We start from the raw sequence: 18868 nt of genomic DNA, 5'->3' as shown, positions 1-18868 counted from the left end.
GCCTTTCTTCGGCACGGTTTTAATGATTTTTTGCGTTTTACCGTCATCTTCAAGCGCAATACGCAGCGCATGAATTGCACTGGGCAGACTGTTGTTGCCAATAATCCGGCCTTCCCATACCAGCGTAGTCAACTCATCACGAAGGAGTATTTTTCCCGCGTTTTCAGTTAAAATACCGAGTAATTTTAATTGAAATTCACCCAGACGTTTTTTCTCACCCGATTTTAAATGGATGATTGAGCAAGATGGCACGTCAAGGAGCCAGTTATTAACAACGTAGTGAGTCTTACACATGTTAGGTGAAGGTGAATTACCACTCCTGAATGGACTATCCTCAAGCTGCAGTATAATACGGATGAATATTATTAACCGTACATGAATCGTTATTCTTTCGTGTGCCTTGCGGATCTTGCCACGGGGCCTGATTATTTCGGCTAATAACGTCGCTTTTTATTGACCTCCTTATTAGCTTACCTGCCATAAGTGTAGTCTGTACCGCATCGCCCGGATGAGGGCGATTTCCTATGGGGGGCTATTTTCACGCGAAATAACGTGATGCGCAACACATTATTAAGGTTTGATGCTGCAAACTTGTAGCGCTAATAGGCTTAACGTTAACTAATAACGCGAAATGGGATTTTTTATGACGTAAATTAACAATATTGTAATGCGCTGTCAGTGCAGGATGAAGAAAGAGAAATAGCGCGCTATGCCAGGTAAGTAATATTAACCTCAGCCCCTGGGTGTCGTCTGACAGGCATTTTTAGTGCCTGTTTATTGCACGGCCTGGTTCTTTTTTTTCTTATCATAAAATTATTTTCATCACCTGTTTAATTTGCCGAATCCCTGTGCCGTTTTATAGGACTACCAGATGAATGAATCTGAAAGGCAGATTCACCAGGAGATTATAAATATGGCACTTTCAATTTTTACTAACGCTTCTTCTATGGCTTCCGTGAACGCGCTGAATAAATCCAACAGTATGCTTTCTACTGCGATGGAGCGCCTGGGCACCGGTAAACGTATTAACTCTGCAGCCGATGACGCAGCCGGTTTACAGATTGCCACGCGTCTGCAAGGGCAAACGAACGGCATGGACGTGGCTCAGCGTAATATCTCGGATGCCACTGCACTTTTGCAAACGGCTGAAGGCGCGTTTGATGAGGTAAGCAACATTATGTATCGCATGAAAGATCTTGCTACCCAGGCATCGAATGACACCAACGGTGCAGAGGATCGCAAAGCCCTGCAGTCTGAAATGGATGAACTGAATAAAGAACTGACCAACATTATGGACAACACCAAATATGCCGGGGAAAGCCTGTTTGGCAGCACTGGCAAATTAAGTAAAGCAATGAACTTCCAGATCGGTGCGTCGAAAGATGAAAAACTGGAAGTCGACTTCAGCGCGGAATTGACCGGCGTGACTGGTGCCAGCGGTATGACAGGATTACAAACCGCTGATGCATTAACCACCTCATCCGGTGCGCAGGAGATGATTGGCAAAGTTGAAGATGCCCTGACCCAGGTGGGTACACTGCGTTCCAAATTAGGTGCCAATATTAATCGTCTGGGTCATACGTCTTCTAACCTGGCGAATATGAAAGACAACACGGATTTAGCATTGAGCAATATTCGTGACGCTGACTTTGCTTCAGAAGCATCGAACATGACGCGTAACCAAATGCTGGTGCAAACCAGTATGTCAATGCTGAAACAGTCTAACAGCATGTCAAGCATGGTAATGAACCTGCTGGGCTAAGTCACACTGTCAGAAAAAACACCGCTTTGCGCGGTGTTTTTTTTTGCGGAAAGCGCTTCCGCCTTTATCCAGGAGGAAGGAAGTTTTCTTTCCGTGGCTCAATATAACTCATTGTAAATACGTAATTATTAAGTTGGCATGAACCTTGCTATACAGAAGTGTCATTTTAGTAGCAGGTGCGAACAAGGAGATAGACATGGCCGATTTTAGCAGTATTGATCCGCAGAGCCTGGCTCAGCAGTTGGCAGCGTATGACATCGTATCTTTACAAAACCAGCTGAGTACCAAAACGACAACAATGAATTCTCAAAAGAAGGCATTGAATGAATTACGCACGGCGTTGACTGATTTCCGCACTGCGATGTCAGGCTTAAACAGCACGAACGACGGCGTGTTGAAGAACAGCGCAACGCTCAGCAGTGCCAGTGTTGCAAATGTGACGGCGAATTCGAACGCGTTAAAGGGCACCTATAACCTGGATGTTAAGCAACTTGCCTCCTCACACCAAATTGGCTTTAGCGACCTGACCGACGAATCCATTAGAAACGCGTCCGGAACGATGGAGATTACGCTTGGTGAAGGGGAGACGGCAAAAACCATCACGGTCGATCTCACTGACATGGAAACACTCAGCGACCTGACCAGGAAAATAAACAATCATGAGGATAATCCCGGTGTAACCGCTTCGTTGATGCGCACCGATGGCAATGTGGCTCTGATGTTCAGCAGTGATGAAACGGGTGCTGCCAACACCATATCCATTGGGGGAACGGCAGGCATTGATTCAGCCAATGCCACGGAAATTTCCAAAGCGGCCGATTCCATTGTTGCTATGGGTGATATGACGTTCACCAACAGTACTAACACACTGGATAAGCTGATTGATGGCGTGACCATAAATCTGAAATCAACAACAGAAGCCGGCAAGCCGTTGACGATCTCCGTGGAAACTGACACGGAAGGGACCAAAGAACAATTAAAAACCTTTGTTGACGCTTATAACACCTTGCAGGACACCTTAGGCAAACTGACCAAAAGCGGCAGTGGTGAAGAGGAGACGCGCGGTGCTTTTGCTGGGGATGCCACTATGGTGTCGCTTGATCGTGAATTAAATCAGGTCATGCGTCAGGTTTTTGGTGGTAAACAGATGTCAGCCTTCGGTATTACCGCCGATAAAGAGGGCAAGCTCGAAATTGATGATACCAAGCTCACGGCCGTGTTGAAGGACGATCCACAGTCTTTAACCAACTTATTTAATGGTAAAGAAGGTCTGCTGTCTTCTATCGATAAATCCCTTGATCGCTACCTTAATTCCAACTCTGGATTATTACAAAGCCGTCAGGATGTGCTCGATCGTCAGCAAAAAGATATTGATACCAAAACTGACGCCATGAATACCCGCTACAACTCTTCTTATAACCGCTATCTGAAACAATTTACCCAGTTACAACAGGCCATGGCGCAGATGAATAGCACCATGAGTATGTTTGGATTAGTTTAAGGAACACGATGTCATGTATCACCCCGAACAACCAAGCCTCAGTGAATATCAGCAATCCGACCTGTCTATTCAGGCAGCGGCGGCTAATCCACACCAGCTGGTTCTTATGCTTTTTAGCGGTCTGATGGATGAACTGGTCCGTGCCAAAGGTCACATTGATGCCCGTCGTTATGACCGTAAAGCCAACAGTATCAATAAATGTATCGATATTTTGAATGCACTGACGAGTGCCCTGGATTTTGATAAAGGCAACGAACTGGCGTTGAGCCTGGCCAATCTTTATGACTACTGCGTTTATCGGCTTTACGATGCCAGCCATAAGCTTTCCGTGGTTGCCATTGAGGAGGTTGAACTCATTCTGGGCAATATTCAGGACGGATGGGTAAAAATGGGACAGGCAAATGGATGATATCGACGTCATGCGCTCGCTGGCTGACTCACTTGAGCAGGCCGCCGCGCATCAGGACTGGTCAAGGCTACAACAGGTGGATGCGCAGATTGCATCGCTCTTGATCTCCCTGAAAGGGCAGTCGATGGATACGGAAAAGCGCGAAGCTCTCCAGCAGCTTCGCGCTGTTCACCAGCGCGTTAATCAATATTGCCAACATAAGCGTGACGAACTGGAAACAGAGATGGCCCGCACGCGTAATAACCAGCAAGGTGCAATGGCATACGCGCAGTTTTCTGACGCAAAGGATTAAAAATGAATCCGGTTCTTTCACAGCTGACGCCGTTATCCGTTAAAAGTGAATCCGCGTTGCCTGTCTCCACTGGCACAGCGGCGATACTGAGTGAAGATGTGCCCTCGTCCGCCTTTAATGATGCTCTGCTGGGTATGCTAAACACCCTGATCACGCCAGATGCAGAGCCAGATACCAGCCTGGTGCTCGCCGGGAATGACGTTGAGAATCCCGCCGAAGCACATTATTTGACGGAGGAAACCGATCCTCAACAACTACTTGATACATTGCTGATGGCAAGCGAGTTGCCACTGAACAATACGGCAAACCGGAACGCGTTCCTCCGGGCTGATGACCGTTTGATAACGATGGATTTTTCAGCAGAACCAGCGTCGTCTGCGCGTTTATCGGCAACGCCGTCGCCCGCATTGCCGCCGGCTTTAACTGAAACAGCGGTTAACCAGCTACGGCAAATGACCGTTGATAATACAAAGCCGGGAATGACCGCGGTCGTTTCACCAGCATTAGCAGGGGCCATGTCACCGGGTGTGATGACGTCAGAACACCCTCAACCGGTGATGCTTTCTACGATCAACCCCGATACTGACGATTCATTATGGGCACAGCAACTCCAGGGAGCCTTGAAGGCGCGTTTACAGGTTCAGATAGATAATCGGGTCCAGCATGCGACGTTGCGACTGGACCCACCCGAAATGGGAAAAATGGATATTTCCCTGCAATTTGATAATGGGCGTTTAAACATACATATCAGCGCCAGCAACCATGAGACGCTTCGTGCCTTGCAGCAGAGCTGTAACGAGTTAAGGCAGCATTTAACTGAGCAATATGCTTTGCAGGTAAACATTAATGTTTCATCCCAGTCCGGGCAACAGCAGGAACGCGGACAGCAGATGTACACCCCGATAAAAAGCCCCGACGCTGGCGCTAAGATCGCTTCTGAGGATCATTCGTCCGCAGAAGGGGAAGACGATTTACTTTTACTAACGGTTTAACGATTTATTATGACAATTAAAAATTTTTCTCTGGGGCTGGTTATTGCCCTTATCGCGGCCATTTTTGCCGCCGGGCTAACTGTTTTTGCGACACAGTATCTGAATGGGGATGAACAAAAGCGCTCACTGATAAATGACTTTTTTAGTGCATCAAAAGAGAGTGTGGTGGAATTTGTTGAAATAAAAAATGTTGTAGTTACTTTAAGAAGTGATGAAAAAAGTGTCCGATATTTATTACTTGAATTCGCACTGACGACAAATTCAAAAGAGGATGCCACGCGTACCGAAGATATGTCGCCGGCGATTCGTGGTGCCACGGTGAATCTGCTATCCAGCATAGATTATAAAGCCGTGCGGGCAATGAGCATCGAAGAACTTCACGACAGGTTGATGGATGCCTATAGGGAAAGCTTTAAGAGTCTGAATACGCGTATCCCATTTAAAGACGTGATCATTAATAAAATGGTTTTCCAGTAATGAACAATCGCTGATGGAAATGATGGATTTTATTGCTCATGACGCATTGACGCCCAAACAGGAGGCGCAATACGTTGACGCCTATTTACCGCTGGTTCACAAAGTGGTTAAACAATTAGCATGGCAAACCAGTAGTGTTATGGACCGGGAAGATATGGAGCAGATAGCCCTGATGGGCCTGCTCACTTCCCTCCGCCGCTATGGGCATCCTGACGATCAATTCGCGGCCTATGCCGTACAGCGTATTCGTGGAGCGGTGCTGGATGAGTTACGGCAGCTCGACTGGCGTCCACGTCGTTTACGACAGAAAAGTCATAAAACCAATGACGCCATACGCGAACTGACACGTAAGCTGGGAAGGGTTCCTGACCTTAACGACCTGCGACAGCATCTCACCATTACGGCTGAGGAGTATCAGGAATATCTGCTGCTGGATTGTGCCAAATCTCTGGAGAGCCTTGATGATTTACTCAGTGAGGATGCCATTCAAAACGGCCTGAACAGCAGACCGCTGGAAGATGAAATTATCATTGGCCGAACATTACGAGCTGCACTGGCTGAACTCGATGAGCGTGAACAGTTAATTCTTACGCTTTATTATCAGCAAGAAATGAACCTGAAAGAAATTGCACTGGTTCTCGACCTGACTGAGGCCAGAGTTTGTCAGATCAATAAAAAGATAGCTCAGAAAATTCAATCTTTTTTTCAGAAGTGAAAATTTAATGCAAAAGATTCTTGGTGTTTTTATTATTTTCGGCTGCGTAATTGGTGGCTTTATGATGTCCGGCGGCAACCTGTCTTCATTTTGGCAGCCGGGCGAAATTATCATTATTTTAGGAGCCGGATTGGGTGCCATGGTGTTGGCCAATCCGCGGCCTGTGCTGGCAGAAATGTATCGTCAGTTTCGGGGCATAATGAAAAAAAATGAGTACAACACGGAGGAATATCAGCGTCAGCTACTCATGCTGTTATATGAATTACTGGAACTGGTACAGGACGGTGGGTTAAAGGTACTGGATGAGCATATTGAAGTCCCCCAAAGCAGCGCGCTGTTTCAAAAATACCCGTTAATTTTACAGAACGTCACTATCATCACCTTTATTGCGGATAATTTTCGGCTCATGGCGATGGGTAAAATCAATGAGCATGAGCTTGAAGGCATTCTGGAACAAGAGTTGGTTTCAATGGAAGATAATCTGCTGCAGCCCTCACGCTCACTGCAACGTACCGCTGAAGCCATGCCGGGGTTTGGTATCTGTGCTGCGGTACTGGGGATTATTATCACCATGCAGTCTATTGATGGTTCCATTGCCATTATTGGCGTAAAAGTGGCGGCAGCATTAGTCGGCACCTTTCTTGGCGTGTTTTTTTGTTACTGCCTGATGGACCCTGTGGCAAATGCCATGGAACAACGGACTAAGAAGCTGATGTCGGTGATTGAATGCATTCGCACCGTGCTGGTTGGCCATGTGGCAGGAAAACCCACGCTGTTAGCGGTGGATGCCGGGCGCAAAATGTTACCTCTGGATTCAAAACCGACCTTTGCCACCCTGGACGGTTGGGTCAATCAGATGACGGGTGAACTCTGATGCGTGGTAATCGCAGTAAAGAAAATACAACCATCATCAAGCGTTCAATGCACAAAAGTCATGATGCTATGCATGGCGGTGCATGGAAGGTGGCCTTTGCCGATTTTACACTGGCGATGATGGCGCTGTTTATGGTGCTGTGGATTATGGGATCGGTCACGGAAGACGAACGCAAAGAGATTGTTTCACAGCTTCAGGGCGAATCTATTTTTGAAGGCCATACGTTAAAAGCCATTACTCAGCCCAATGGCAGCGGCGGGAAAATTGCGGTTACCGATAAGCGCGATCGCGACGCGCAAAAAAATAAAGAAGACGCTAAACAGGAGCACGCTCAGACAGTAAAAAATCAGGTGCTGGCGGCAAGTGGTGAAAGCCTTGAAGATGTTAATGCGCGCTCACAGCGTGAAATAGAGGAACTGGCGCGCATTATTATGGAGATCACGTCTGCTTACGATGCCCACTCGAATCTCAAGATAGAAATTGTGCCGCAAGGGCTACGTATCCTGGTCGCTGACGATCAGAAACGAGAAATGTTCCAGCGCAGTAGCGCCATATTGACACCTTTTTTTAAACGATTACTCACAGAGTTCGCCTCGGTACTTAACACCATTGATAATAAAATCATTATTACCGGTCATACGGATTCGACCCGTTTTCGCGATCAAAATCGCTACAACAATTGGAATTTATCAGGGGAACGTGCCTTACAGGCCAGAAAGATATTAACGGCGGCGGGTTTGGATCAGAAAAAGATTTTGCAGGTCAGCGCCATGGCTGATCAGATGTTAATCGACGAGGCTAATCCGCTCAACTCGACTAACCGACGTATTGAAATTATGGTGTTAACAAAATCGGCGAGTGAGTCGCTATATCAGTTTTTTGGCACTAATGGGGGGAAAGTTATCAAACCAATCGCTAACAGGCTTTCTCAGCGGAATTAAATGGTTATCGGATGTTCAGCATAGTTAAATCAGGCCGCAGCCGCATTAAGGTGTTTGCTGCAATATTATTCGTGAGTGCGGTAATACCCGCTCAAGCCCACAATAATAAACGGCCCAATAATAACCCAGATACAGCATTGCAAGCAGCACAAGCACGTATGCATAACCGTGATGTGTTACTTAAAAAAGGGCGCAGCCGTGCCGCCCTGGTACCGCTTACGCCTGAACAGAAACACAGCCTCAGCGAGCAACGTCGGCTTGAACGTGCCGCTAACCGTAACATGCTGGCCATGTATCAACGCCGTAAGCCCGGACACACGTCAAAAGACCCGCGTGAGGAATTGCGGTTCGACGAACACATTAGCCAACGACTGCACGCCTCGCTGACAAACGTGCTTAGCCGCCTGCACGAGCAGATTGGCAAACCTTATGTATGGGGTGGACAAAGCCCTGCGCAAGGCTTTGATTGCAGTGGCCTGGTATTTTTTGCCTTTTCGCCGGTGCTCAATCGCACATTACCCCGTACCGCAGATGGCCTGTATCAGGACCGGACCTTACATCAGGTTGAACCGCATAAATTACGCACTGGCGATTTGGTTTTTTTTAATATTAATCAGCGTCCGGGAGCCGATCACGTAGGCGTCTACCTCGGTGATGACAAGTTTATTGAAGCGCCACGGCATGGTCTGAATATTCGCATCAGCCAGCTTTCTAATGCCTTCTGGCAGGCACGTTTTCTTGGGGCGCGACGAATTTTAACGGAAGAGGCGATTCTGTAACGCTGCCGCTTATGCTTAAAACGCGACGCTGTAATCTGACAGCTTTATTATGAAATTGATTGAGAACAAACCATGACACAGACACACATGAAACTCGCCATTGACGATGGGTCAACTAACGTAAAAATTAGCTGGATTGACAACGGTATTCTGAAAACGGTGGTTTCACCTAACTCCTTCCGCAAAGACTGGAAAAGTGCGGCCTTACTTCGTGGTCAGACCGTTTATAACTATACCATTGGCACCACAAAATATACTTATGACGCGACGTCAGATAAAGCGCTGTCAACCACGCATATTGACTATCAATATGACGATCTGAATTTACTGGCTGTACATCATGCCCTGCTGCAGACCGGTATCACACCCTGTGACGTCACCGTCATTGTCACGCTGCCCATCACCCAGTTTTATAAACCGGATGACTGTCAGCGCAATGAAGAGTGCATAGAAGCAAAACGGCGTAACCTCATGCGTGATATCTCGCTGAATAAAGGTGAATTATTTCGCATTGTAGATGTTGAAGTTATGCCGGAAAGTTTGCCCGCTGCGCTGTCGCACTTATTGAATTCTGATGTTAATGAGTTTACGAAATCTTTGGTGATTGACTGCGGTGGTACCACCCTGGATATGGGAATAGTGATCGGTGAGTTTGACGATGTTTCTGCGATATACGGGAACAATGAAATTGGCGTGGCGATGGTCACAGATGCAACCCGTAAACTACTGGCTGCGGCAGACAGTGATTCAAGCTACCTGGTGGCAAATGAACTGATAAAACGTCGCCATGACAGCCATTTCGTTGCCAGTGTCATCAATGATGATTCGCGTATTGATTCGATTCTGGAAAAAATCGAAATTAAAATTCAAGAGCTCGGTGATCAGGTTGCCTATGAAGCGAAGAAATTTGCCAAAAACCCCAACCGGGTTTATTTAGTCGGTGGCGGGGCGCATTTGGTTGAAGGCGCTGTTCGTCAGGCGTATCTCTCGCTCGGCGATCGTGTGGTTACTATCGAAAATCCTCAGAGTGCATTGTCTCGTGAAATCTGCCTGTATCACTCTGGGGCCGGAGCCACCTCGGTTGAAGAGCCCGTAATGGCTGAGGTGGATGATAATGCGTAAGGGACAGATACGCCGCGTCAATCTGTCCCTTTATCTGACGCCAGAACAGTCCCGTGCCGATTTCCGTGCAATGCAACAATTAGAGCAGTGGCATCGATCGCTGAACCACACTGATGATATTGATGACGCGAATATGGAAATCCGGTCATTTCATCGGAGTATCTATCTGGCGGGGCTGCAGCTCCACCAGATGGAACCGGCATTATGTCGGCATATCGCCGAATCGGTTGGACGAGAAAATCTTACGCTGACAGCGCTGATGCAAGAACTGGTCGAGCAGAAGTTGCTGCCTCTGCAACTTCCCGCTCCACAGCCTGAAACATCTGGCGAGCAGCTCGATAAGATTTTACAAGAGGTGGCGGTACTCAAAACGCTGCTGGAACAACAAAAGTTGGCCATGCAGCAGCTACGCTTGACGACGAAACCGTCTAACAATCAGGAAGGCCCACGAGCGCCTACAACGCAAGAAGTTGAGCTGGACAAGTTTGATGCCCCCACAGAGAAAATGCAGAAGATACGACAGAAAGGCATTTTCTAAAAACAAGAATGACTGTTATATATTGTGATTTGGAGCGGTAGCAGTATCGTCCATCGACTGTTATCGTTCTTTTTTGCACGCACGCCGCTGACCCGCACAGTTATAGAAAAAGCTTACTTCGGGTTATTATTTTTTTTCGCCATATTTACGCAAAATAGTCCAGGGGAGAAGATATATATGCTTATTTTGCGACCGTCCGTTTTCATGTAAAAAGGGTTGCTAACCACCTTGTCAAATCGCTATTTAAAAATAGCCATCTCTTTGTTAATTCAGTGATAAATAACATCGCAGTTCGTTAAGCCTTACACTTTCAGTCCACAACCTGATATACAGTCGGGAGTCGGTTATCTTAACTTTCACGACAGACGTGAGGAGGCGGGATACGTTTTTTGGCAAAAAACGCGTAGAGCAGTCTTCACTTCGAAGCACAATACAGAGAACTCGTTAACATTCACCCAGTAACGCATTCTGTTGACTATGGAAATGCTAAATATGAATGATATATCAGTACCAATACCCCCCCAACCAGCTCAGAATAGTAATTATATCATTGAGGAGTTAATCCGTTTCATACCGTCTCAATGTCTCCTTTGCCTGAAGGACAGTCCGGAGGCAAACGTCCCCCTCACACCTGCGTGTAATCAACTTCTTGAACTCTTTTTAAATAATCAGGGCGTCGTCCTCTCGCGGGAGGTCATACTGGATTACTTCTGGAAGAATGCCGGCACAACACCGTCTTCAAACAGTATAAACTCTTATGTGTCAGCCATACGAAGAGGATTTGTTTCACTGGGATTGTCGCAGGAGGTCATCACAACAGTATACAAAGTCGGTTTTGTCGTTAATCCGGATTTACTCATTTCTATCGAGAAAAATGAGGCCGTTGCCGTACCTTCAGTGACGCCGAAAGTTAATACTGAAACGGTTTATAAATCACAGTCAAAGCAATGGTTTTTTTACCTGCTGATGCTTATTTCAGGGGGACTGGCAACATTATCGATGTTTCTTAGCGAACCCAACCTTATCTATCCACAATACCTGGCAACCATTGGAAAATGTCAGGTGAGTTTTCTGCCGGTTTATCCGGATCATCATGCTTACCCTAATCAAGAGACTGTCGGCGAAATCATTAAGACGAGCGGTTTTACCTGTTCAGAAGGTGATGAAATTATGTTTTATGCTGACCGAAATATTCATGCTGGAGACATTGGCAACGTCTTTGTTGCCTATTGCCGGAAAGTATCCAAAGGGAATGAGTCATGTCAGAACGCGACATACCTTAACTGGAGGTCAACGAAATGACAGCCAATAAAAAAATTTTAAAATTGGGAGCGTTGTTTTTATCTGTATTTCTTCTTGCATATGCATTCTATAACTATCATCAACATAAAAAATACACTTACAACTTTGCCTGCTCAGGAAACGTTCTTCAAAAAAATGAGCTAAGCAATGAGGTCATCAGCGTCAGCGTGGTCTTCTCTATGGCTGAAAATTCGCATGGCGTCATTTCATTAGACGGTTTTTATCGCTCGAACAATAAGGAATACGTCGTCCGACGAACACTTAACTTTACATATTCGCATTTTAGTTCCTCGCTATACAAACTCTCTGATAAAGAGCTTATTGTGGGGAACCGGGATACGGTACCCAATGACTTACTCATTACGAATTTTTCCTATGTTACGATAAACCGGATATCCAAAATTGATAGTGCATTCCTTATCGGAACGCATATCATCCCTGCTTTTATTTGCAAGACGGGTTAACGTTCTGTAGCGGACTCAGAAGGACGTAAGACGACTCCACTGCGCCACTTGTACGCTAAACCTGAATGGGCTTGGCGTTTTTTTTTACTAAAAATCCACATTAGAAAAAAAATCATTCTTTTTTTTCACCTTAACTCACGTTCTGCATCCCGCCCTGGCGTTTTTTTTACGCGCTCTGCTTGTATTCCTTCTCAATTTTCATTCATCAACTTATCCAAAATAACGTTGAACAAATCAACGCGCGATAATTAGTATCGTAATTTTTTATAAAAATAGCACAATATATCGTAAAATGGCGTTTATCAATACTATGTTGCGGCAATTTGCCGTGCTGAGTAAGATTTTATTCGCCACCTGATCTTGTGATGAGGGGCTGGGAATAAACAAATGCTCATATAAAGCGTTACTCAGGTTTTATTTTTTATGACTTTTGCTGTTCACACCATCTGTTAAACAGGGCCTCACGAGCGTGGGCTAACAGCGTTTAACGGGTTTGTAATGGCATGAATTTTTAATCACCCGGTAGCCCGATATCCATGCTACCCATCAGAGATAAAAGAGTAGGGAGTTCGAACCAACATGTTAAAAGAAATCACCGCAACTGCTGCTGTATTAATGTTGCTGTCTGGTATGGCAAATGCCGGCACTAAAACAGCCAATATGGACGTGACGCTGACTGTAGAGGAATCCTGTGTACTGACGGTCGATCCTCTGGAATTTGGTAACCACGTTATTGTTGATGAAAACATTAAGGCTAATACGAAAGCACATGTGACCTGTACGACTGGCACGCCCTATTTGCTAACGTCAGATGTTACTCATAGCTATGAATTAAAAAATACGTCAGACCCCGATGCGCACCCAGTTAAATATGCCTTGTATTTAGATGCAGCCATGACGCAGGCACTCGCTCAGGCGGCGCCTGATGAAGCCGCCGTTGCGAGCTCGTCCAATATTGGCAATGGCGAGGTTCAGTCTGTCGATATTTATGGCGCACTCCTGGACACCGAACTCCACGATGTTTCAGCGGGCGAATACAGCGATACCGTCATGCTACAGCTCACTTATTAACAGTAACAGAGGCCGTATATGAAACCTTTACTCTTTTCCGCTCTGTGTATTTTAACCGGATGGACGCATATCACTGGTTCATATGCGGCCAGTTTGCAAATGTATCCGTCAACGGTAAATTTTTGCAATCAGGAACGAGCAAGACCTGTTTATATCAGAAACACGGGGGCATCCCCAATTAGTACGCAAATACGTCTTTATAAATGGCAGCAAATAGATAACAAAGATGTGTTAACGCCAGCGAGTGATGTCATCAGCAGTCCTCCCATGGCTAAAATTCCTGCGGGGAAGGAACAACTGATCCGCATCATCATTCCTAAAGAAAAAAAAGCAGGAACCTATCGGTTGATTGTTGATGAGTTACCTGACAGAACTTCATCAGATAGTCGCTCGAACGTTAATTTTTTGTTGAGATATTCCGTGCCTGTTTTTACCTCTTGTAAAACTGTCAAAATTGATAAAGCAAAAATTACCACCTCGATTAGCAAAAGAAATAACCTTAATTACCTTGTCATTAAAAATAGTGGTTCCGAAAGTATTAAACTAAGCAATGTCTCTCTTGCTTCAGGTCATGACCAGCGTGTAGTTAATCGGGGATTGATGGGTTATGTTTTGCCCGCGAGTGAAATGTCCTGGAAACTACCTAATGGGCTAAATAACAGTGTGAAATTAATTGCAAATATCAATGATGAATCCACTTTTACCACGATTGACATTAAAAAGTAAGACGCTATTAATCGCGCTTTTACTCAGCGCTGACGTTGTCAGCGCTGCGACCAATGCCGAGTCACTCTATCTCAGCGTCAGTGTTAATGGTTTTCCCATTGACGGTTATTATGAGGTGATTAAGCAAAATGAAAAGCTGAGTATTATGGCGATCGATGCTGAAAAACTCAATGTCCGTATGGATGATATGCCAGCCTCTGGCGACTATATTGAACTGAAATCGGTGAATGGGTTTAGTTATATTTATGATGATCTTAATCAGACGCTGTTGATTACCGCAGATCCGTCGCGGTTGAAAAACAAACAAAATATAAAAACGAACAGCAATGCGCGTTTTCTGAGTGAAGACCAGTATTCATCTTCGATAAGTGGTGCAGCTGTAAATTATAGTCTTTTTGCCAGCCGTAACGAAGGTAATGAACAGCTCACCGCATTCTCTGAGTTACGAACCTTTGGAATGGGAGAGGGCACATTTTCATCTTCGTTCAACAGTAAGTTTTATCAAAAGAACAGACTGAGCAATAAGTCCGGTACAACAAGGCTGATGACTAACTGGAGAAAAGATAATGTGGAAAAATTGCTCTCCTTTACATTAGGTGACAGCTATACCGCCAGGAATTCGTGGAGCAACAGTGTCCGTTTTGGTGGTATCAGTATTGCCCATAACTATACGATGCAGCCAGGTGTGAACACCACGTCCAGGGACATTTTAACGGATACCGTTGCGATGCCCTCAACGGTGGATCTCTATATTCAGGGAATCAAAACAGCATCCCAACAGGTCTCACCAGGCCAGTTCACGCTGAATACTGCACCGATTCTCTCGGGCAACAGTAGCGCACAGGTGGTGATTACCGATATTAATGGTCAGCAGCGTATGGTCAATCTTGACCTGTATGGCACCAACAAACTTCTGACTCGCGGCTTAAACCTTTGGGAAGCGAATGTTGGTTGGGTTCGTAAAGATTACGGTTCACGTTCGTTCAGTTATCAAAGTGAATTTATCGGCGTTGCTGACTGGCGTTCTGGTGTCACTAATCAGCTGACAATGGAATCTCACACTGAACAGGGCCAACATTTAAACAATATCGGCACAGGAATGAACTATCTGCTTTCTCCTTCGATGGGGATTATGCATGCTGACCTTGCATGGGGACGTTACCAGCAGGACAGCGGTATTCAATGGGGAGCAGGTTGGCAATGGAATAATCGTTATTTGAGTGTGGGTCTTAATCATACTCAAAGAGGCAAGCAGTATCGCGATATTACAGCCCTGGCAAATAATATTTTGCCCAGGCAACAAGATAGTGCCTTTGTTAACCTGAGTATTCCTTATGTAGGCAGTCTGGGCACCAGCTGGATCAGGCAGGCTTATTCGCAACAAACTTCTGAATACGTCGGTTTAACATGGTCCAAATCTTTTTCCGAAAGTGGAACGATTACCGCCACTTTCTCACAGTCGTTAAATAATGAGCGGGATAAGACGTTCTATTTAGGCTATTCATTACCGTTATTTAGCAACCGAAACTATCTGAGCCTCAGGCATAACGCCGGTTCTCATAGCCGTAATAATCAGTTGAGCCTGAGTCGCTCGCTGGAATCAAACCAGCCAGGTTGGGGATGGAATGCCTCTGCCCGTAGCGGAAAAATGTCGAGTCAACATGCCAGCTTACAGCGTCGTAACAGCTGGAGTGATATGGCCCTGGGAACCAACCAATATCCTAATCAGCACGAATACTACGCTTCCATGTCCGGATCGGTAGGCTTTTTTATGGGAAGCCTGTATGCCACGCGAGAATTAGGTGAGGCTTTCTTATTAGTTGATACGAATGGACAGCCCAACGTGCCGGTACAGCTTGATCATCGTCCGGCAGGGAAAACAGACAGCCGTGGGCGATTATTCCTGACAAACCTGGTGCCAAATCATCCCAATAGTGTCGATATCGATATTCTGGATTTACCGGAAGACTATCGGGCTGCCTATACCCGTCAGGTGGCTATTCCCAGAAGCAAAAGTGGTGTCTTCACAAAATTCGATGTCTACCAGACGCGCGCACTATTACTGTCAGTTTTTGCATCTGATGGCAGTGTGATACCTGCTGCTGCAGAGGTTCAGGTACGTGATAAAGATGGAAACACCCCGACTCATGGAACCCTTAATACTATTGTCGGTTACGAGGGTGAGGTTTACCTGGAAGATCCACCGCCAGGGGGATATGCAGAAATTAACTGGGCAGGCGAAAAATGCAAGATGACGTTGCCAGCGTCAGACGCGCTTAATAAAACCTCTATCCGGAGCAAGATCACATGTCAATAAAAAAAACAGGTTTAATCCTACTATCGGTATGCATTTTTTTGGGCATTTTCAGCGCCAAAAGCCATGCGGCTTCCTGCTGGGGTCTGAATCCAGCGCATTTTTATTTTGGTGATGTTACCAGTGGAGAGGCGGCTCAGACCAATGCAACGCTCGAATACCAATGTAATGATTACGATCCCAAAGCTGAATATATACGGCTTTGCCTTGGGTTAACCTCTGGCGGCCCACTGGAATTGAACACTAACCCTGCCAGTACGCCGCTACAGTTTATGGTTTATCCAGCAGATGATCCCAGTACCGATTTGGATACGGGATATGCAGAAAAAATAATTCACCTTGCTTCGGGAGAGGGTAACACTACCTATGAATTTAATTTACTGGCCAAAATAGCGGCTGGCCAGACCGGACTCAAAGCAGGCGATTATCATAACTACGGAGTTAGCCTGACCTTAAAGTATGCCTATCATTCGACTTTAGCAGGATTGCCGGCCTGCTCATCGGTTACCGATAACGGTGTGCCAGATTCATTTGAGGTCTCTGCGAATGTCAAAGAAGGATGTGAACTGGTGAGTGTAGATCCTATCGCGTTTGGCAGAAAAAACCCGGCGGCAAACGATAAGCTTTCAGGTAATGCCACGGGTAATATCACGGTGCGCTGTCCGGTCAACAGCAGCTTTACTGTTGGACTGGGAGCCGGTCAACATAATGACGGTAATAGCCGGCGTATGTGCAATGGCGCTGATTGTGTGGTGTATGAACTCTATCAGGATTCAGGACATAGTCTTGCGTGGAATGATAGTGATATGAAAAAAACGGTACTTTCAGCGACAGGGAATAATATGTCATTAACGGTGTATGGAAACATACCGTCGCAAGAGTGGGTAAAAGCAGGAGACTATAAGGATACGGTTATCGTGACCTTAACCTATTAAAGAAAGTGCACGTTAAGAAAGTAAAAACAGATAATGTCGGCATATTAATACTGCCCTGTAAATTGCTTCGATCTAAAAAGAGACAGTAATGATGACCTACAAATATTATCCGTCAACTGGCGTAGTTGAGAATATATCCAAAGATAAAACGTATATTTTGGGTGAATACGAATCAAAATTGCTTGCCGTTATGCTGAGTCAACCCGGCCATTATTTTTCCAAAGAGCAACTGATTAAAAAGGCATGGGCAAAAAGATGTGTTTCGTCCGGCAGTTTGACTAAGGCAATTCATACCTTACGCTATGTTTTTCAGGACAAACAGCCATGGAAAATTATCATGACCGTGCCGGGGTATGGTTTTTATATAGATATGGAATCAGCTTCACATGTTCATATCGCCAATGAGTAAGTGACGGCTTGTTCGGCCGTATGAATAGACGTTTTGTAGTTATTTTCTACTAATTGTAAGTTTTATGTTATATGCCATCTTATTGCACATGCCATAAAACAATCAATTTTTAACTATGTTTTAAAGACATCTACGTAGTAACATAACTTAATCATGGGCTTAGTGTGTTTATCTGCTAAATTAACTTGCATAAATTATTTTTTAAGAGAAAATTTCCTGAGGTTTTTATGACGTGAATTGATAATTTAATTCAGCATAATTTTAACAATAATCACAGGAGTGCTACGTGTGCAGAAACCAGACAGTAATAGCATGTTAACGTTGTGGTTTCTGCGGAATCTTCAGGAGAGTAATCCTTCCGAATAAGTGACAGCACAGGGTAAAGATTAAATAGCTTAATTGTAAAAAAGAGGTTGTTATGGAAATGCAATTTAAAAGGGAGTCCTTTCTGAACGCGAACGTAGGTGTAGAAAAAAAATACAATCAGTTAAGTGCCGTGTGCGGACTAAAGCTAGAACCCCTGATTAATCTAAGAGATGGCTCAATAGTGGGTTATGAAGTGCTGAGTGTATTAACGGATGGGACAAGCGCTGAAAAGTGGTTTGCCTTACAGAAACCTTCGCATCTGATGTCTTTGTTAAAACTTCAGCTTGCATGTATAAAAAAGCTTTCTCTTCCGGATGAGTTGAAATTATTATTTAACATCTCCATTGAAAGTTTGCTGGGGATGAACATCAAAGACCTCAATTATTTCTCACAATTCAAAGGCGTTTCGTTCGAGATTTCAAACGCAAGTAACATTAAGCGTTTAACGAATGAAGTAAGGGTGGTTTTGTTTCGTCGTATAGATGAATTGCGAAAATTAAATTTTGAGGTGTGGTTTGATGATTTTTACATCGATGATTTGATTATCCTCAACGTTATCATGGGCCACATAGATGGTGTGAAAATTGACAGAAGAGAGCTGCATAAACCCTGGCTAAAAGAAGAAATAAGAATTCTGCGGAAAACCCTAACCAATATTCCCGTAATCATTGAAGGTATTGAGAGTGAAGAAGATCTCTCTTTGGTATCAAACCAAGACGTTCTGTTTGCACAAGGCTACCTTTGGAAGGAAAAAATTATAAAGTGCACCCGATTCCAACATGAATAATTTTTTAATTAACGCTGAGCGCCAGCTTGTCTGCTTCCTGTGATGGGTTATTGCATTAACGACAATGGAAAAAGCTATTTTTTAGCGACGTC

At 45.0% G+C, this 18868-nt stretch carries 20 protein-coding genes and 1 pseudogene; 20 read left to right on the top strand and 1 reads right to left on the bottom strand.

What is annotated here, in order from left to right; genetic code table 11:
- Nucleotides 1-51: 51 nt before the first annotated feature.
- A pseudogene (locus CMR03_RS25455) lies at nucleotides 52-294 on the bottom strand (winged helix-turn-helix domain-containing protein); the annotation flags it as partial.
- A gap of 619 nt (nucleotides 295-913) precedes the next feature.
- Between CMR03_RS25455 and CMR03_RS02190 the strand changes: the two are divergent.
- The 20 genes from CMR03_RS02190 to CMR03_RS02095 all read left to right on the top strand — a co-directional run bounded on the left by CMR03_RS02190 (nucleotide 914) and on the right by CMR03_RS02095 (nucleotide 18776).
- Nucleotides 914-1762 carry a flagellin N-terminal helical domain-containing protein gene (locus CMR03_RS02190; protein WP_096010619.1) on the top strand — a complete coding sequence of 283 codons (849 nt, stop codon included), beginning with the start codon at nucleotides 914-916 and terminating at the stop codon, nucleotides 1760-1762.
- Between the two features lie 196 nt (nucleotides 1763-1958).
- Nucleotides 1959-3263, top strand: coding sequence for a flagellar filament capping protein FliD (gene fliD, locus CMR03_RS02185; protein ID WP_096010618.1), 1305 nt, complete (start codon nucleotides 1959-1961; stop codon nucleotides 3261-3263).
- Between the two features lie 13 nt (nucleotides 3264-3276).
- The gene (gene fliS / locus CMR03_RS02180; RefSeq protein ID WP_063879616.1) at nucleotides 3277-3672 is read left to right on the top strand and encodes a flagellar export chaperone FliS; all 396 of its coding nucleotides are present in this window, start codon (nucleotides 3277-3279) and stop codon (nucleotides 3670-3672) included.
- On the top strand, nucleotides 3665-3964 hold the full coding sequence (fliT, locus tag CMR03_RS02175; RefSeq protein ID WP_063879617.1) for a flagellar protein FliT: 300 nt from the start codon (nucleotides 3665-3667) through the stop codon (nucleotides 3962-3964). Before fliS ends, fliT begins: the two co-directional genes overlap by 8 nt.
- A 134-nt stretch (nucleotides 3965-4098) precedes the next feature.
- Nucleotides 4099-4956, top strand: coding sequence for a flagellar hook-length control protein FliK (locus CMR03_RS02170; RefSeq protein WP_158087001.1), 858 nt, complete (start codon nucleotides 4099-4101; stop codon nucleotides 4954-4956).
- Nucleotides 4957-4965: 9 nt separating this feature from the next.
- The gene (locus CMR03_RS02165; protein WP_063879619.1) at nucleotides 4966-5433 is read left to right on the top strand and encodes a flagellar basal body-associated FliL family protein; all 468 of its coding nucleotides are present in this window, start codon (nucleotides 4966-4968) and stop codon (nucleotides 5431-5433) included.
- A 19-nt stretch (nucleotides 5434-5452) separates the two neighbouring features.
- Nucleotides 5453-6148 (top strand): FliA/WhiG family RNA polymerase sigma factor, encoded by a 696-nt coding sequence (locus CMR03_RS02160; protein ID WP_074181051.1) that lies wholly within the window; start codon nucleotides 5453-5455, stop codon nucleotides 6146-6148.
- Nucleotides 6149-6155: 7 nt separating this feature from the next.
- Nucleotides 6156-7022 carry a flagellar motor stator protein MotA gene (gene motA / locus CMR03_RS02155; protein ID WP_096010616.1) on the top strand — a complete coding sequence of 289 codons (867 nt, stop codon included), beginning with the start codon at nucleotides 6156-6158 and terminating at the stop codon, nucleotides 7020-7022.
- Complete coding sequence (gene lafU, locus CMR03_RS02150; RefSeq protein WP_096010615.1) at nucleotides 7022-7963, top strand: putative lateral flagellar export/assembly protein LafU; 942 nt, start codon at nucleotides 7022-7024, stop codon at nucleotides 7961-7963. Before motA ends, lafU begins: the two co-directional genes overlap by 1 nt.
- A 137-nt stretch (nucleotides 7964-8100) precedes the next feature.
- Nucleotides 8101-8742, top strand: coding sequence for a C40 family peptidase (locus CMR03_RS02145; RefSeq protein WP_244181285.1), 642 nt, complete (start codon nucleotides 8101-8103; stop codon nucleotides 8740-8742).
- A 72-nt stretch (nucleotides 8743-8814) separates the two neighbouring features.
- A complete protein-coding gene (parM, locus tag CMR03_RS02140) occupies nucleotides 8815-9864 on the top strand; it encodes a plasmid segregation protein ParM domain-containing protein (RefSeq protein ID WP_063879624.1) in 1050 nt (349 codons plus the stop codon).
- Nucleotides 9857-10402, top strand: a complete 546-nt coding sequence (locus CMR03_RS02135) for a hypothetical protein (RefSeq protein ID WP_096010614.1) — start codon at nucleotides 9857-9859, stop codon at nucleotides 10400-10402. The genes parM and CMR03_RS02135 overlap by 8 nt, the downstream gene beginning before the upstream one ends.
- Before the next feature lie 492 nt (nucleotides 10403-10894).
- The gene (locus tag CMR03_RS02130) at nucleotides 10895-11704 is read left to right on the top strand and encodes a winged helix-turn-helix domain-containing protein (protein WP_158087002.1); all 810 of its coding nucleotides are present in this window, start codon (nucleotides 10895-10897) and stop codon (nucleotides 11702-11704) included.
- Nucleotides 11701-12168 carry a hypothetical protein gene (locus tag CMR03_RS02125; protein ID WP_096010612.1) on the top strand — a complete coding sequence of 156 codons (468 nt, stop codon included), beginning with the start codon at nucleotides 11701-11703 and terminating at the stop codon, nucleotides 12166-12168. The genes CMR03_RS02130 and CMR03_RS02125 overlap by 4 nt, the downstream gene beginning before the upstream one ends.
- 579 nt (nucleotides 12169-12747) lie before the next feature.
- A complete protein-coding gene (locus tag CMR03_RS02120; protein WP_096010611.1) occupies nucleotides 12748-13239 on the top strand; it encodes a Csu type fimbrial protein in 492 nt (163 codons plus the stop codon).
- An 18-nt stretch (nucleotides 13240-13257) separates the two neighbouring features.
- Nucleotides 13258-13965: a fimbrial biogenesis chaperone gene (locus CMR03_RS02115; RefSeq protein ID WP_096010610.1), complete on the top strand. Its 708-nt coding sequence runs from the start codon at nucleotides 13258-13260 to the stop codon at nucleotides 13963-13965.
- Nucleotides 13925-16282 (top strand): fimbria/pilus outer membrane usher protein, encoded by a 2358-nt coding sequence (locus tag CMR03_RS02110; RefSeq protein ID WP_096010609.1) that lies wholly within the window; start codon nucleotides 13925-13927, stop codon nucleotides 16280-16282. The genes CMR03_RS02115 and CMR03_RS02110 overlap by 41 nt, the downstream gene beginning before the upstream one ends.
- Complete coding sequence (locus tag CMR03_RS02105; RefSeq protein ID WP_096010608.1) at nucleotides 16273-17214, top strand: Csu type fimbrial protein; 942 nt, start codon at nucleotides 16273-16275, stop codon at nucleotides 17212-17214. The genes CMR03_RS02110 and CMR03_RS02105 overlap by 10 nt, the downstream gene beginning before the upstream one ends.
- 88 nt (nucleotides 17215-17302) lie before the next feature.
- A complete protein-coding gene (locus CMR03_RS02100; RefSeq protein WP_063879632.1) occupies nucleotides 17303-17623 on the top strand; it encodes a winged helix-turn-helix domain-containing protein in 321 nt (106 codons plus the stop codon).
- A 418-nt stretch (nucleotides 17624-18041) separates the two neighbouring features.
- Nucleotides 18042-18776 (top strand): EAL domain-containing protein, encoded by a 735-nt coding sequence (locus CMR03_RS02095; protein WP_063879633.1) that lies wholly within the window; start codon nucleotides 18042-18044, stop codon nucleotides 18774-18776.
- Nucleotides 18777-18868: the final 92 nt, after the last annotated feature.

The sequence above is a fragment of the Pantoea allii genome (assembly GCF_002307475.1).
GTDB lineage: Bacteria > Pseudomonadota > Gammaproteobacteria > Enterobacterales > Enterobacteriaceae > Pantoea > Pantoea allii.
Note: the sequence above shows the minus strand (reverse complement) of the source record. Positions and strands in the feature narration are given on the sequence as shown.